Origin of the sequence: Pseudomonas viridiflava (assembly GCF_003702045.1) — a bacterium.
GTDB classification, from domain to species: domain Bacteria; phylum Pseudomonadota; class Gammaproteobacteria; order Pseudomonadales; family Pseudomonadaceae; genus Aquipseudomonas; species Aquipseudomonas viridiflava_C.
The window spans coordinates 116,964-132,631 of the sequence record NZ_RBTP01000022.1 but is presented as its reverse complement, the minus strand read 5'-3'; the positions used below and the strand labels follow the sequence as shown (position 1 = coordinate 132,631).

Here is a 15,668-nt window from a genome sequence, read left to right as displayed (position 1 = left end):
GATGATGGATCAGTCCCCCAGGCGTAACGTCACGTTGCCAGCGTCGAACAAGCTGTTCCTGCTGTTTTGCATCGGCGAGGATCGCTACGCGCTGGAGGCGACCGAGATTGCCGAGATCCTGCCGCGTGTAAAGCTCAAGGCAATCGCTCGAGCACCGCACTGGGTTGCGGGCATTTTTGCGCACCGGGGTGAAATCGTCCCGGTGATTGACATCAGTGCGTTGAATTGCGGCCAGCCCGCCAAACCGCGTACCAGCACCCGCATGGTGCTGGTGCATTATCGCTATGACGACAAGCACCCGGCCCAGTTGCTGGGCCTGATTCTGGAACAGGCCACCGAAACACTGCGTTGCCCGGCGTCCCAGTTCAAGGAATACGGGCTGGACAACCGCCTCTCTCCCTACCTTGGGCCGGTCCGCGAGGACGAGCAGGGTTTGCTGCAATGGATTCATGTTCAGGAACTGCTGAGCGAGCCGGTTCGTGAACTGCTTTATCCCGTGCCGCCACTGGATCTTGAATCGCTCGAGGACGCACCATGAGTGACGATTCGCGATTTTTCAGTTTCCTCAAGGAACGCATCGGGCTGGATGTGACCTCAGTCGGTGAGGCCATTATCGAGCGAGCCTTGCGTCATCGAGCGGCTTCGTCAAAGTGCAACGACAGCGATGCGTATTGGCATTTGCTGGTGACCTCGCCGGACGAGCAGCAGGCGCTGATCGAGGCAGTCATCGTTCCCGAAACCTGGTTTTTTCGCTATCCCGAGTCCTTCGCGACACTGGGCAAGCTGGCCCGCGAGCGGCTGGCCATACTGAATGGCGCACGCCCGTTACGCATCCTCAGCTTGCCGTGCTCGACAGGCGAGGAGCCTTATTCCATTGCAATGGCATTGATCGACGCCGGGATGGACCCCCGACAATTCAAGGTCGACGCCATCGATATCAGCCCTGTTTCGATTGCCCGTGCCAAGCACGGCGTGTACGGCAAGAACTCGTTCCGGGGCACTGACCTGAGTTTTCGTGACCGGTTCTTTACGGCCGTGGGCGAGGGTTTCGAGATTAACGATCATGTGCGCGGCTGTATCGACTTTCAGCCCGGCAATTTGCTGGATCCCAAACTGGCGACACAGGTGGCCTACGACATCGTGTTCTGCCGCAATCTGGTGATCTACTTTGATCGCACGACGCAGCAGCATGTGTTCAAAGTGCTCAAGCAACTGACGCGTGAAGATGGCGTGCTGTTCATCGGCCCGGCTGAAGGCAACCTGCTGGCAGGCATCGGCATGCGTTCGCTGGGTATCGCCCAGTCATTCGTCTTCCGTCACGCGCCCCGTAACACGCCCGTTCCGTCGGCTGCACCCGCTCCAGTCAACCATTCGCCACAACGTCCGTTGACCACCCCGCCAGCACGTCCAACTGCCCCAGCGTCCGCTTCTGCCTCGCGAAACGCAGCGGCCTTTGCGCCCGCCGTCAAACCGACAGCGACCACGGTCGCAAACAAGGACAGCGTCACGCTGCTGGGCACCATTGCGAGCCTCGCCAACGAAGGGAAAAGTGGCGAGGCGCGGGCGGCTTGCGAGCGTTACCTGCAACAGCACGAGCCTGAGGCACAGGTGTTCTACTGGCTGGGTTTGCTCAGCGAAGTGGAAGGACGTGTGGCCGAGGCCCAAGGGTTCTACCGCAAAGCGCTGTATCTTGAGCCGCAGCACCGCGAATCGCTGGCGCAACTGGCGGCAATCCTGGCCGCCCAGGGCGACAGCGCCGGAGCGCGCCGGTTGCAGGATCGCGCGGTACGCGGTGCGAATAGACAAGGAAGCAACTGATGACGGGCCCGTCCGGTTTTTCAAGCATTACCCACGACCAGGCCGCCGACATCGACGATTGCTGGAACCGTATCGGTGTTCACGGTGACCGCTCCTGCCCATTGCTGGAAGAGCACATTCACTGCCGCAACTGCGCCGTCTACTCGGCAGCGGCCACCCGGCTGCTCGACCGGTATTCGCTGGCGCAGGAACAGCATGAGCAGTTTCAGGGCTCGGTCCTGCAACGCGACATCAAGACGCGCTCGATTCTGGTCTTTCGCCTGGGCGAGGAATGGCTGGGGTTGGCGTCACGCTGCCTGTCTGAAGTGGCGCCTGCCCAGACGATTCACTCCTTGCCGCATCAGCGCTCGCGCGCGCTGTTGGGCGTGGCCAATGTACGCGGTGCGCTGGTGGCATGTATTTCACTGGTGGAGTTACTGGGGCTGGACAGCAACCCGGTGGCCGCTCAGTCTGCACGGTCGGTGCCGCGCATGCTGATCGTGGCGGCAGAAGGGGGGCCGGTCGTGGTGCCGGTGGATGAAGTCGATGGCATTCATGCCATTGACGAGCGCGAGCTGGAAGCGGCTTCGGCCTCCGGTACCCATGCCAATGCACGTTTCACCCGGGGGGTACTGCAGTGGAAGGACCGAAGCCTGCGTTGGCTTGATGAAGATCAGTTGTTGTCGGCGGTGCACCGGAGCCTTACATGACGCCAGATCAAATGCGTGACGCCTCGCTGTTCGAACTGTTCACGCTGGAAGCCGACGCACAGACGCAGGTCTTGAGCGCAGGCTTGTTGGCGCTGGAACGCAACCCGACCCAGGCCGATCAACTGGAAGCCTGCATGCGCGCCGCGCATTCGCTCAAGGGCGCGGCGAAGATCGTGGGTGTCGAGTTTGGCGTCAGCGTTGCGCACGTGATGGAGGACTGCCTGGTCAGCGCTCAGGAAGGACGATTGCTCCTGCAGCCCGACCACATCGACGCCCTGCTGTTCGGGACCGATCTGTTGATGCGCATCGCGACGCCGGGGGCCAACAGCGTCGTCCAGCCCGATATCGATGCGTACGTTGAACGCGTGAACACCCTGCTGGCCTCGGGTGCAGGCGCGGCGCGCACGGTCAGCGTGCCCATGCCGGATCCGTTGTTGGCCAGTGCCTTGCAACAACTTGAAGCCTCGGCAGCGGCTGAGTTACCGGTCGAGCCTTTGGCGGTTGACGTGCCTGTGCAGGCGCCCCCGGTTTCTGCCTTGGAGACCGAGCCGCAAGCACCAGCCCCAGCGCCGTTTCGCGAGCGACGAGTCAATGAAGGCAGCGAGCGCGTGCTTCGGGTCACGGCCGAGCGGCTCAACGGCTTGCTCGACATGTCGAGCAAATCCCTGGTCGAAACCCAGCGTCTCAAACCGTTGCTGGCCGGTATGCTGCGCCTCAAGCGTTTGCAGAGCAGCAGCGACCGCGCCCTCGAAGTACTGGGGGCCAGCTTCGGTGAAGGCGGTCTGAACGCCGATGCGCAGAAAGCCTTGGAAGACGCCCGCAATCTGTTGTCTCAGGCACAGCAGATGCTGGCGCAGCAGACTGCAGAGCTGGACGAATTCGGTTGGCAATCCGGTCAGCGAGCGCAGTTGCTGTATGACACTGCGCTGGCATGCCGGATGCGACCGTTTGCCGACGTGCTGGTCGGTCAGGCACGCATGGTGCGTGACCTGGGACGTGAGCTGGGCAAGCAGGTGCGCCTGCAAATCGAAGGTGAAAAAACCCAGGTTGACCGCGATGTGCTGGAAAAACTCGAGGCCCCGCTGACGCACCTGCTGCGCAATGCGGTGGATCATGGCATTGAGTCGCCGGAAACACGCCTCGCACAGGGCAAGGAACCTGAGGGGTTGATCCGCCTCCAGGCCTCCCATCAGGCCGGTCTGCTGGTCGTGGAGTTAAGTGACGACGGGGGAGGCGTGGACCTTGATCGTCTACGCCAAAGCATCGTGAAGCGCAACCTGTCGCCTGCCGATACCGCCGCACAACTGAGCGAAGAAGAGCTGCTCAGCTTCCTGTTTCTACCCGGTTTCAGCATGCGTGACAAAGTCACTCAAGTGTCCGGGCGCGGTGTGGGGCTTGATGCCGTGCAGCATATGGTTCGCCAAATGCACGGCAGCGTCGAGTTGCAGCAATGGGCGGGCGAGGGCAGCCGGTTCAGGATCGAGCTTCCATTGACCCTGTCGGTCGTGCGCAGCCTGGTGGTTGAGGTGGGTGGCGAAGCGTACGCCTTTCCGCTGGCGCATATCGAGCGCATGCGTGACCTGCAACCGGACGACATCGTGCAGCTCGAAGGGCGCCAGCATTTCTGGGACGAAGAGCGGCATGTCGGCCTGGTGTCGGCCAGTCAGCTCTTGCATCGGCCTTCATCGCAGGACGCTGGCGAGGCGCTCAAGGTTGTGGTGATTCGCGAGAGAGATGCCGTGTATGGCGTTGCGGTCGAGCGGTTCATCGGCGAGCGCACACTGGTGGTGATGCCGCTGGATGCGCGGCTGGGCAAGGTTCAGGACGTTTCGGCGGGGGCTTTGCTGGACGATGGCTCGGTGGTGCTGATCATCGATGTCGAAGACATGTTGCGTTCGGTCGAGAAGTTGCTCAACACTGGACGTCTTGAGCGTATCGACCGCCGTAATCGCCAGATCGACAGCGTCTCGCGCAAGCGCGTTCTGGTTGTCGATGACTCGCTGACGGTCCGCGAACTGGAGCGTAAGTTGCTGGTCAGCCGTGGCTATGAAGTGACGGTTGCCGTTGATGGCATGGACGGCTGGAATGCGTTGCGTGCCGAAGATTTCGACCTGCTCATTACCGATATCGACATGCCACGCATGGACGGTATCGAGCTGGTTACCCTGTTGCGTCGGGATACTCGACTGCAATCACTGCCTGTAATGGTGGTTTCCTACAAGGATCGTGAGGAAGATCGACGCCGCGGACTGGATGCGGGCGCCGATTATTATCTGGCCAAGGCCAGTTTCCATGATGATGCCTTGCTCGACGCTGTTGTCGAGCTGATAGGGGATGCGCAGGCATGAAGATCGCTATTGTCAATGACATGCCGATGGCTGTCGAAGCGCTGCGCCGAGCGCTGGCGTTCGAGCCGATGCATCAAGTGATATGGGTGGCGCCCAATGGCGCCGATGCCGTGCGCTGTTGTGCCGAACAGTTACCGGATCTGATCCTGATGGACTTGATCATGCCGGTCATGGACGGCGTCGAAGCGACTCGCCAGATCATGGCCAAGACGCCTTGTGCCATCGTCATCGTGACCGTGGACCGCGAGCAGAACGTGCGGCGTGTGTTCGAAGCGATGGGGCATGGTGCGTTGGACGTGGTCGACACGCCGTCCATTGGTGGCAGCAACCCGAAAGAGGCGGCCGCACCGCTGTTGCGCAAGATCCTTAACATCGAATGGCTGATGGGCCAGCGCAACAATCACGAGCGTACCGCCGCGCTACCCGTGCGTGATTCCGTGCGGCGCGACAGGTTGATCGCGATCGGTTCTTCTGCAGGCGGGCCAGCCGCGCTCGAGATCCTCTTCAAAGGGCTGCCCGCTAAGCTGTCAGCAGCTATTGTAGTGGTACAACATGTCGATCAAGTGTTTGCCGCAGGCATGGCCGATTGGCTGAGTTCGGTTTCAGGGCTGCCAGTGCAACTGGCGCGTGAGGGCGAGGTGCCGGAACAGGGCAAGATTCTGCTGGCAGGCACCAACCACCATATCCGCCTGCTCAAGAGCGGTACGCTGGCCTATACGGCTGACCCGGTGAATGAAATCTACAGGCCGTCTATCGATGTCTTTTTCGAAAGTGTGGCTCGCTATTGGAGTGGAGAGGCAGTGGGTGTGCTATTGACAGGGATGGGACGCGATGGCGCGCAGGGTCTGAAATTGCTGCGTGAGAGGGGCTTTCTGACCATCGCTCAGGATCAGGCGAGTTCGGCGGTGTACGGCATGCCCAAGGCCGCCGCCGCGATCAACGCGGCCGTTGAAATCAGGACCCTGACGTCCATTGCCCCGCGTCTTGCAGAGGTATTCGCTTAATGATTGTCCAGGTGAGCTCACCGAGGCTTGGTGACCAGGAGAAACTTCATGCATGATGTGCAGATGGACGACATCAAAACCCCGGACGAAAACTCTGCAATGGTGCTGCTGGTCGACGATCAAGCGATGATCGGCGAAGCGGTCAGGCGTGGCCTGGCCAACGAAAGCTCGATTGACTTCCACTTCTGCGCCGATCCGCATCAAGCCATCGCTCAAGCGGTGCAGATCAAGCCGACGGTCATTCTCCAGGATCTGGTGATGCCGGGTCTGGACGGCCTGACGCTGGTGCGTGAATACCGCAGCAATCCGCTGACGCGCGACATCCCCATCATCGTGCTGTCCACCAAGGAAGACCCCCTGATCAAAAGTGCCGCGTTCGCGGCAGGGGCCAACGATTACCTGGTCAAGCTGCCGGACAACATCGAACTGGTTGCCCGCATCCTCTATCACTCGCGTTCTTACCTGACCCTGTTGCAGCGTGACGAAGCCTACCGTGCGTTGCGCGTGAGCCAGCAGCAATTGCTCGATACCAATCTGGTGCTGCAACGCTTGATGAATTCGGACGGCCTGACCGGGCTGTCGAACCGTCGTCATTTCGACGAGTACCTTGAACTGGAATGGCGTCGCGCAACCCGCGAACAGACGCAATTGTCGTTACTGATGATCGATGTCGATTACTTCAAGCTCTACAACGACAGCTTCGGTCATCTTGAAGGCGACGAAGCGTTGCGCCAGGTCGCCAAGGCGATTCGCAACAGTTGCAGCCGACCTTCCGACTTGCCTGCCCGTTATGGCGGAGAAGAATTTGCGATGGTGCTGCCTAACACCTCGCCTGGCGGCGCACGCCTGATTGCGGAAAAGCTGCGTCAGAGTGTCGTGGGCATGAATATTCCCCACGTCGCGCCTGCCGAAGGCTCGCACCTGACCGTCAGCATCGGCGTGGCCACGATAGGTCCCCAAGTCGGCCTGCACAGTCGGCAATTGATTCTGGACGCCGACAAAGGGTTGTACGTGGCCAAGAACGGCGGGCGCAATCAGGTCGCAGTAGGCTGAGTCGGTACGTTAACGCGTGCACTGACCCGTACACGCCAATCATTTTCAGTCATCTTGAAATTGGCATCATAAGGCCCGCTTGACGGGCTGCTTTCACGGTACTCCCTGGGGTATACTCGTCGGCTTTGAAAATTTCGCCTGCGAGTGCTGCCTATCATGGAAATCAACCCGATCCTAAACAGCATCAAGGATTTGTCCGAGCGCTCCGAAACCATTCGGGGGTATCTTTGACTACGATCACAAACATGATCGTTTGACCGAAGTCAATCGCGAGCTCGAAGATCCAAACGTCTGGAACAACCCCGAATACGCACAGAACCTGGGCCGCGAACGTGCCTTGCTGGCGCAGATCGTCGACACGCTGGACGAAATGACGTCCGGTCTGGCCGATGCCAAAGACCTGCTGCTGATGTCCGCCGAGGAAGAAGACCAGGCTGCCGTGGATGACGTGGCGGCTGAAGTCGAGCGCCTGCGCGAGTCCTTGGAGAAGCTGGAATTCCGTCGCATGTTCAGCGGCGAGATGGACGAGAACAACGCTTACCTGGACATCCAGGCCGGCTCCGGCGGCACGGAAGCACAGGACTGGGCCAACATCCTGCTGCGCATGTACCTGCGCTGGGCTGACAAGCGCGGTTTCGACGCCACCATCATGGAACTGTCCGCCGGCGAAGTCGCCGGCATCAAGGGCGCGACTGTGCATATCAAGGGTGAATACGCCTTTGGCTGGTTGCGTACTGAAATCGGCGTGCACCGACTGGTGCGCAAGAGCCCGTTCGACTCCGGCAACCGTCGTCACACCTCCTTCTCGGCCGTGTTCGTGTCGCCGGAAATCGATGACAACATCGAAATCGACATCAACCCGTCGGACCTGCGTATCGACACCTACCGCTCCTCCGGTGCCGGTGGTCAGCACGTTAACACCACTGACTCGGCGGTGCGGATTACCCACGTTCCGACCAATACGGTGGTCAGTTGCCAGAACGAACGCTCCCAGCATGCGAACAAGGACACCGCCATGAAAATGCTGCGGGCCCGTTTGTATGAGCAGGAAGTGCAGAAGCGCAACGCGGCGTCCCAGGCGCTGGAAGACACCAAGTCCGACATCGGCTGGGGTCATCAGATCCGCTCGTACGTGCTGGATGCCTCGCGCATCAAGGACCTGCGCACGAACATCGAACGCAGCGACTGCGACAAGGTGCTCGATGGCGACCTCGACGAGTACCTGATCGCAAGCCTCAAGCAAGGCCTTTAAGGCACGCGCCGCAGGACCTGCGCCACGAGCGCGGTCCTGTGCAAGCGTCCGGGACGGCGATACGCCTGCCCCGCGAACCCGGATAAGCCGGGGCAACGAACCTGTGATGGAATATCTAAAGACATGAGCGACCAACAACTCGACCCGCAAGCCCTGCAACAGGAAGAAAACACCCTGATCGCCCTGCGCAAGGAAAAACTTGCCGCCGGCCGCGCCAAGGGTCAGGCCTTCCCGAATGACTTCCGCCGCGACAGCTACTGCAACGACCTGCAGAAACAGTACGTCGACAAGACCAAGGAAGATCTGGCTGCGGCAGCGATTCCGGTCAAGGTTGCCGGTCGTATCATGCTCAACCGTGGCTCGTTCATGGTGATTCAGGACATGACCGGTCGCATCCAGGTCTACGTCAACCGCAAGACGTTGCCTGAAGAAACCCTGGCCGAGGTCAAGACCTGGGACCTGGGCGACATCATCGCCGCCGAAGGCACCCTGGCCCGTTCCGGCAAGGGTGACCTGTACGTCGAGATGACCACCGTGCGCCTGCTGACCAAGTCGCTGCGTCCGCTGCCGGACAAGCACCACGGTCTGACCGACACCGAGCAGCGCTATCGCCAGCGCTACGTTGACCTGATCGTCAACGAAGACGTGCGTGAAACCTTCCGTGTGCGTTCGCAGGTCATCGCTCACATTCGCAGCTTTCTGATGAAACGCGACTTCCTTGAAGTCGAAACGCCCATGTTGCAGACCATTCCTGGCGGCGCGGCAGCCAAGCCGTTCGAAACCCACCACAACGCGCTGGACATGGAAATGTTCCTGCGCATCGCGCCTGAGCTGTACCTCAAGCGTCTGGTTGTGGGTGGCTTCGAGAAAGTCTTTGAGATCAACCGCAACTTCCGTAACGAAGGTGTCTCGACCCGGCATAACCCCGAGTTCACCATGCTTGAGTTCTATCAGGCGTACGCCGATTACGAAGACAACATGGATTTGACCGAGGAGCTGTTCCGCGAACTGGCTCAACTGGTGCTGGGCACCACCGACGTGCCGTATGGCGACAAGGTGTTCCACTTCGGCGAACCGTTTGTGCGTTTGTCGGTATTCGACTCGATCCTCAAGTACAACCCCGAGTTGACCGCTGCCGACCTGCAGGACATCGACAAGGCGCGCGCCATTGCCAAAAAGGCTGGCGCCAAGGTGCTGGGCTTCGAAGGCCTGGGCAAGCTGCAGGTGATGATTTTCGAAGAACTGGTCGAGCACAAGCTGGAGCAGCCGCATTTCATTACCCAGTACCCGTTCGAAGTTTCGCCGCTGGCGCGTCGTAACGACGACAACCCGAGCGTGACCGATCGTTTCGAACTGTTCATCGGTGGTCGTGAAATCGCCAACGCTTACTCCGAGCTCAATGACGCCGAAGATCAGGCCGAGCGCTTCCAGGCTCAGGTGGCTGACAAGGACGCCGGAGACGACGAAGCCATGCATTACGACGCCGATTTCGTACGTGCGCTGGAGTACGGCATGCCGCCAACGGCCGGGGAGGGCATCGGTATCGACCGACTGGTGATGTTGCTCACCAACTCACCGTCGATCCGGGATGTGATCCTGTTTCCGCACATGCGCCCGCAGGCGTAATGAAAAAAAAAGAAAGCCGCCTCGAATGGGCGGCTTTTTTTTGGGTCTTTTTCAGGACGATTTTATAAGGACTGTAGTGTGACGATTGCCAGAGAAGGGGCTGCCGGGGTAGCAAACGCGGTGGCCAAGAGTGTCAAGTATCAAGGGCGCAAGGCCAGTCGGGAGGGTAGCGAGCAGCGCAGGCAGGTGATTCTCGATGCGGCGATGCGCATCGTGGTGCGTGACGGCGTGCGTGCCGTGCGTCACCGGGCCGTGGCTGCCGAGGCAGGTGTTCCATTATCGGCGACCACTTACTATTTCAAAGATATCGACGATCTGCTGACCGATGCCTTCGCTCAGTACGTACAGCGCAGCGCTGTCTACCTCGCCAGGTTGTGGCAGAACACCGAAGTGATTCTGCGCGACATGATGGCACGCAGTTCCGGCAGCCCCAGCGACCGCTTCAGGCTGGCCGACGACATCGCAAAGATGGTCATGGAGTACATCCGCCACCAGCTAATGACCCGTCGTGACTATCTGATTGCCGAACACGCTTTCTATCACGAGGCGCTGATCAATCCGCGTCTGACTCCTCTGGTCATGGCCCACCAGGAAATTCTGTTGCAGGGCAGTTGCCAGTTTTTTCAAGTGATCGGCTCGCTGCAGCCCTATCAGGATGCTCAGGTGTTGACGGGGCTTATCCGGCGGATGGAATATCAGGGCCTGCTTCATGGCCCGTTGCGTCAGGCGGACGAAGAAATCCTCTGTATGCTCACCCGCCAGATGCGTCTGGTGCTGGGAACCCCGCAACCGGTTCGCAGGTGAAACTGCCTCGGTTCGGGGAGTCCCATTCAGCAGGGCACGCTCAACGGTCAGTCTGCGCAAAGGGCCTCCTGATGGCCAGCGCTCTTGAGCCGATGTTCGGAATGCCTTGACCGTTTCGCCAGCTATGATGTTTTTCTAGAGGTTGTGCGTTATCGACGCGCTGCCAGGTAGCAGGGCAATTGCCCACCAGCCAAGGAGTACCGGGTGGACGAGTACCAGCAGACTATTCGTGTGTTGTCGGATCGAATTGTGGCCGCGCAGACGCCGATTCGCGTACTGGATGCGGTGAAGTGGGATGACACGGTTCGCAAGGATTTCCTGGCAGCCAAGGGCAAAGCCCTGCCCGCAGTGGACCGTGCATATTACGAGAATCGGCCGTTGGGTTTCGATTCCAGTGCCCTCAAGCAGGAATTCCAGAACATCGAGCGTGACGTCACTCGCCAATTGGGTCAGTTCAACCCGGTCGGGCAGATCATGCGCCGCATGTGCCGGGAATACCGCATGGTGATCCGCATGCTCGAAGCGCGTGGTACACCCGATTTCGGGCTGATTTCCCAAGAACTGTATGGCGCGGCCTCCGATGCGTTTCACGCAGGCGATCCAACGTTGGCAGATCTGGGGCTGATGCTGTCCGATTACCTGAACAACATTGCCGGACGGGGCGATCTCAAGGACGAACCGAAGATTCTTACCGCCAAGGACGCCGTGGCCTTGCTGCAATCGCGTCTGAACCGGGTGTTTGGCGAGGCCGAGGAAACCATCCGGGTTTTCGAGTCTGACGGTATCGTGGCCGATGCGGCGGCAGGCGCCGATTACATCAAGATTCGCAGCGACGCGATGTTCAACGAACGTGACGTGCGCGCACTGGAAGTTCACGAAGGCCTGGTCCACGTGGGCACCACACTGAACGGGCAGAATCAGCCTATTTGCACCTTTCTGTCCAAAGGGCCGCCGTCTTCCACGGTGACCCAGGAAGGGCTGGCGATTCTGATGGAAGTCATCGCCTTTGCATCCTACCCCAGCCGCCTGCGCAAGCTGACCAACCGTACGCGTGCCATTCACATGGCCGAAGAGGGCGCAGACTTCCTCCAGGTGTTCGAGTTCTACCGTGAGCAGGGCTTCGGCATGCCGGAAAGCTACGGCAATGCCAGCCGCGTGTTTCGAGGCTCGGTGCCCAACGGACTGCCGTTCACCAAAGACCTGTCGTACCTGAAGGGCTTCATCATGGTTTACAACTACATTCAGTTGGCCGTGCGCAAGGGCAAGCTGGAACAGGTGCCTCTGCTGTTCTGCGGAAAGACCACGCTTGAGGACATGCGCACCCTTCGCCAACTGGTCGATGAAGGCCTGGTGGTCGCGCCCAAATACCTGCCCGAGCAGTTCCGCGACATGAACGCCCTGTCCGCCTGGATGTGCTTTTCCAACTTCCTCAACCACCTGAGCCTGGATCGTATCGAAGCGGATTACTCGAATATTCTCTGATAAGCCCATCACTTCCATGCTCCTGCGTGACACGCGAGTCTGTAGCAACCAGTGGACCGTGGGAGGCGGCTTGCCGTCGATGCGTTTTTTGAAGCGACCTGTCAGTGACTGAGCAGGCGCCATCGCCGGCAAGCCGCCTCCCACAGGTTTAATGATCTCCGCGCGATGGGCACCATTCTGACTCTCAAGGAACCCCTCATTTGAAATTGATCAGCATCCTTGCCTTGCTCCTCAGCCTTAGCGGCTGCAGTTCGATGCTGTTTTACCCGGAGCCGGGTCTGCCGTTCACGCCGGACAAGGCGCGTCTGGCCTACCGTGATGTCAATCTTTCGGCCGCAGACGGCACGCGCCTGCATGGCTGGTGGCTTCCGGCGAAAGAGGGCGTTCCGGTCAAAGGCACGGTCTTGCACCTGCATGGCAACGGCGGAAACATGTCTTGGCACCTGGGGGGGAGCTGGTGGCTGCCTGAGCAGGGTTATCAGGTGCTGATGCTCGATTACCGTGGTTATGGTCAATCGCAGGGCGAGCCAAGTCTGCCCGCTATTTATCAGGATATTCAGGCCGCTTTCGACTGGTTGAAAGCCGAACCTCAAGCTCAGGGCAAGCCATTGGTGGTGCTGGGGCAGAGCATCGGCGGTTCGCTGGCGGTGCATTACCTGTCGGAGCATCCCGAGGAGCGCTCCAGAATCAAGGCGCTGGTGCTCGACGGCGTACCGGCGAGCTATCGGGACGTTGCGCGTAATTCCCTCAGCAATTCATGGCTGACCCTGCCGCTCAGGACGCCGTTGTCCTGGTTCATTCCCGACGCTGACAGCGCGGTCAACGGTCTGCCCAAACTGGCCGGAACGCCGATGCTGATCTTTCACAGCATGGACGATACCCTCGTGCCACTGGTCAACGGGATCAGCGTCTACAAAGCCGCTCCACCTCCGCGCGTGCTGCAACTGACCCGTGGCGGGCACGTGCAGACCTTCGCCGATCCGCTCTGGCGTCAGGTGATGATGCGTTACCTGGAAGACCCGCAGCACTTCAATGGCCTGCGCCGCTTGGCCGAAGTGCCCAATTACCCGACGCCTGCAATACCAGTCGAGACGCCCGAATGACTGAGGCGCGTGACGTCAGAGGCATGATCCTCACGGGCATCGCAAGCATCATCGCAACGGTCGGCTGCCTCTGGTATTACGGTTACCTGCATTTCGCACGGCCTGAAGACGCGCTGCTGCTCAGTCAGTTCACGCTGCTCAAGACCGTACCGGGCGAGGACTACAAGGTTGCTGCAACGCCTGCGGCTGAAGTCGCGCAGTGCATTGATGGCGTGCTGGTGCTGTTCGATACGTCGCGCAAGGGGCTGTCCGGCGTGTTGGTCGACGAGCGCAAACAGACTGTGCGCTGCGTCGGGCAGCAGGCGCCGCAACGCATCCAGCCCTGAGACAGTCAATCACGCCGAGCACCGAATCGCAGGCATGAAAAAGCCCCGCCTGTATGCGCAGGCGGGGCTCTGGGTGCCGCTACTCAGTCGATTATTTCATCGAAGAGCGTGGAGCCACCGGCTGGTTGTCGTTGGAAATGGTCACTTCCACACGACGGTTCATCGCACGGCCCGAGTTGCTGGTGTTGTCAGCAACCGGGTATTCCTTGCCATAACCCATAGCAACGATGCGAGTCGGGTCCACGCCCATACGGGTCAGTGCCATGCGAACCGAATTGGCGCGGCGCTCGGACAACGACTGGTTGTAGGAAGCCGAACCGGTGCTGTCGGTGTAGCCTTCAACGATCACTTTGCGATCAGGGTTTTCCTGAAGGAAAGCGGCCAGTTTGCCGATGTCGCCCTGGGCGCCCGGCTTCAGCTCGGCCTTGTTGTAATCGAACAGTACGTCACCGAAGGTCACCAGAGTGCCGCGTTCGGTTTGCTTGGCGTTCAGGCTGTTCTTCAGCGCAGCGATCTGGGCGTCACGCGCTTCCAGACGGGCCTTGGCGCGGTCGGCAGAAGCGTTCTGCAGAGCGGCTTCGGAGTTGCGCAGGTTGATGGTCTGCTTGGCCAGCTCTACGCGCTGGTTGGTCAGGTAAGACAGTTGGTCAACTTTCTTGACGTCTGCGTCATCACGGAAAGCCTGTTCAGCCTTGGCCAGCCATTCGCTCGCGTCCTTGGTTTCCAGCGCGGCGACCTTGGTGGCGTCCGGGTTGGTCTGCAGGGCGGTGAAGTTGGTCCGCGCCTGTTCCAGATTAGGGTTAGGCTTGGTGGCACAGGCAGCCAAAGCAACGCTCATGGCCAACAGGGCAGGGATCATCAGTTGTTTACGCATAATTAGGGTCGTCCTTTAATCGATTACGAATGCATGAATACCAAAGGTTGATGGCGGTGCTTACTGCACCTGGCGCATGCCTTCGTCACGTAGTTCGTTGACGCCCTGACGAGCATCCTGCACGGCTTTGGCAGCCTTGGCAGCCTGAGATTTACGCTCTGCTACGCGGGCGTCCCACTCAGCCTGTTCGGCCAGCTTGCGCGCTTCGTCGTACTTCTTGTCCTGCATGGCGAGGTCTGCTTCTTTGAGCTTGTCTTGAGCCGACTTCATTTCCACCGCTGCGAATTCAGTACCGCCAGCGCTGACCGCGCTGTTGACGGCCGACTGAGACACCGCGTACTGCTCGGACGGCGGGTTACCCGCACAGCCTGCGAGGATGAAGGTGCTACCCAGCGCCAGCGCAGCGAGCTTCAGCCCGCGCAGGCCTTTGAACTTGGTTTTGGCAGTAAGGGTGTTCATGGTGATCAACTCCATTGTCTGACTCCGAACGTGGTTATCCATGACAGTTTTTATTCAGGCCGGGCATCAGGTCATGCAACCACCTGCTGCTCTTCAGCTTTCCTGTAATGGTTAATGGCTCGGACCTGCGGGGTTTTTGAATAGTTCAGATAAATATTTCGCGGTCAGGCGGGAGTCGTTGGTATGACGTACTCAATATGCTGGCCATATGAAGCGACCCCTCAGGCCCAGCCCTTTGCAGGCAAGGGCCGGGGCAGAGTCGGCTGTGTTACGCCTGGCCGGGCTCATCAATTTGCGTGTCCCCGTTATCAGACAGTTCATTCAGATAACGTTTTGACAGCGCCAGAAAGCGCGGCGTCGCGCCGATGTCTTCATACAGTGGATCACCTTCTTCATCGGTGGCCACGACGTGTGTGCCTTTTACATACGGAAAACTGGCCTCCAGTTCTTCCATTGCTGCGCCGATGAGTTCGCCGAGCAGTTCTTCGGGGTGATGTTTGGGGTACATCTCGCACAGTGCTGCCAATCGTGCGGCGGATTCGACGTCCAGATGAATCGCATAGCGGGTTTTGGTCAGGCGTCCCTTGGCATTGTTTTCCCAGTGCTGGGCAAGCTCGCGGATTTTCATGGTGACCTCTGTGGGTGGCTTGCGTGTGGCAAGTCTGTTCAAGGATGAGTCGTCGTGTGGCTCATGCATGAGATTAGCCGGTATGGCGTGTGTGACATGCACGGATAATTTCATGCACAAGGGTTTGTCGCTGAACACTGTTTTGATGCACTGTTGGCAAAGCGGATTTCAGTACGCCCGTTCAGTTCGGGCAAGCGATCAA

15 protein-coding genes are annotated in these 15,668 nt (G+C 59.6%); 12 read left to right on the top strand and 3 right to left on the bottom strand.

What is annotated here, in order from left to right; genetic code table 11:
• Position 1: 1 nt before the first annotated feature.
• The 12 genes from ALP40_RS08655 (at position 2) to ALP40_RS08600 (ending at position 13,505) form a co-directional block, all read left to right on the top strand.
• On the top strand, positions 2–538 hold the full coding sequence (locus tag ALP40_RS08655; protein WP_122207881.1) for a chemotaxis protein CheW: 537 nt from the start codon (positions 2–4) through the stop codon (positions 536–538).
• Positions 535–1,818: a protein-glutamate O-methyltransferase CheR gene (locus tag ALP40_RS08650; RefSeq protein WP_122207880.1), complete on the top strand. Its 1,284-nt coding sequence runs from the start codon at positions 535–537 to the stop codon at positions 1,816–1,818. Before ALP40_RS08655 ends, ALP40_RS08650 begins: the two co-directional genes overlap by 4 nt.
• Entirely contained in the window at positions 1,818–2,507 is a 690-nt protein-coding gene (locus ALP40_RS08645; protein WP_122207879.1) for a chemotaxis protein CheW, read from the top strand. Before ALP40_RS08650 ends, ALP40_RS08645 begins: the two co-directional genes overlap by 1 nt.
• Positions 2,504–4,855 carry a hybrid sensor histidine kinase/response regulator gene (locus tag ALP40_RS08640; RefSeq protein WP_122207878.1) on the top strand — a complete coding sequence of 784 codons (2,352 nt, stop codon included), beginning with the start codon at positions 2,504–2,506 and terminating at the stop codon, positions 4,853–4,855. Before ALP40_RS08645 ends, ALP40_RS08640 begins: the two co-directional genes overlap by 4 nt.
• On the top strand, positions 4,852–5,859 hold the full coding sequence (locus ALP40_RS08635) for a chemotaxis response regulator protein-glutamate methylesterase (RefSeq protein ID WP_122207877.1): 1,008 nt from the start codon (positions 4,852–4,854) through the stop codon (positions 5,857–5,859). Before ALP40_RS08640 ends, ALP40_RS08635 begins: the two co-directional genes overlap by 4 nt.
• Positions 5,860–5,907: 48 nt before the next feature.
• Complete coding sequence (locus ALP40_RS08630; RefSeq protein ID WP_122207876.1) at positions 5,908–6,912, top strand: PleD family two-component system response regulator; 1,005 nt, start codon at positions 5,908–5,910, stop codon at positions 6,910–6,912.
• A 156-nt stretch (positions 6,913–7,068) separates the two neighbouring features.
• A protein-coding gene (prfB, locus tag ALP40_RS08625) for a peptide chain release factor 2 (protein WP_122207875.1) occupies positions 7,069–8,164 on the top strand; the annotation gives its coding sequence in 2 pieces (ribosomal slippage) (positions 7,069–7,140 and positions 7,142–8,164; 1,095 coding nt in all).
• Between the two features lie 123 nt (positions 8,165–8,287).
• Positions 8,288–9,790 carry a lysine--tRNA ligase gene (gene lysS, locus ALP40_RS08620; RefSeq protein WP_122207874.1) on the top strand — a complete coding sequence of 501 codons (1,503 nt, stop codon included), beginning with the start codon at positions 8,288–8,290 and terminating at the stop codon, positions 9,788–9,790.
• A gap of 78 nt (positions 9,791–9,868) precedes the next feature.
• Entirely contained in the window at positions 9,869–10,594 is a 726-nt protein-coding gene (locus ALP40_RS08615; RefSeq protein ID WP_122207873.1) for a TetR/AcrR family transcriptional regulator, read from the top strand.
• Positions 10,595–10,798: 204 nt separating this feature from the next.
• Complete coding sequence (locus ALP40_RS08610; protein WP_122207872.1) at positions 10,799–12,076, top strand: flavohemoglobin expression-modulating QEGLA motif protein; 1,278 nt, start codon at positions 10,799–10,801, stop codon at positions 12,074–12,076.
• 200 nt (positions 12,077–12,276) lie between these two features.
• Positions 12,277–13,179, top strand: coding sequence for an alpha/beta hydrolase (locus tag ALP40_RS08605; RefSeq protein ID WP_122207871.1), 903 nt, complete (start codon positions 12,277–12,279; stop codon positions 13,177–13,179).
• On the top strand, positions 13,176–13,505 hold the full coding sequence (locus ALP40_RS08600; protein WP_122207870.1) for a hypothetical protein: 330 nt from the start codon (positions 13,176–13,178) through the stop codon (positions 13,503–13,505). The genes ALP40_RS08605 and ALP40_RS08600 overlap by 4 nt, the downstream gene beginning before the upstream one ends.
• Before the next feature lie 91 nt (positions 13,506–13,596).
• Here ALP40_RS08600 and ALP40_RS08595 read toward each other — a convergent pair whose 3' ends face one another.
• The 3 genes from ALP40_RS08595 to ALP40_RS08585 form a co-directional block, all read right to left on the bottom strand.
• A complete protein-coding gene (locus ALP40_RS08595; RefSeq protein ID WP_122207869.1) occupies positions 13,597–14,379 on the bottom strand; it encodes an OmpA family protein in 783 nt (260 codons plus the stop codon).
• A 60-nt stretch (positions 14,380–14,439) separates the two neighbouring features.
• Entirely contained in the window at positions 14,440–14,853 is a 414-nt protein-coding gene (locus ALP40_RS08590; RefSeq protein ID WP_122207868.1) for a DUF4398 domain-containing protein, read from the bottom strand.
• A gap of 253 nt (positions 14,854–15,106) precedes the next feature.
• Positions 15,107–15,466 (bottom strand): pilin assembly protein, encoded by a 360-nt coding sequence (locus tag ALP40_RS08585; protein ID WP_122207867.1) that lies wholly within the window; start codon positions 15,464–15,466, stop codon positions 15,107–15,109.
• Between the last annotated feature and the right edge of the window lie 202 nt (positions 15,467–15,668).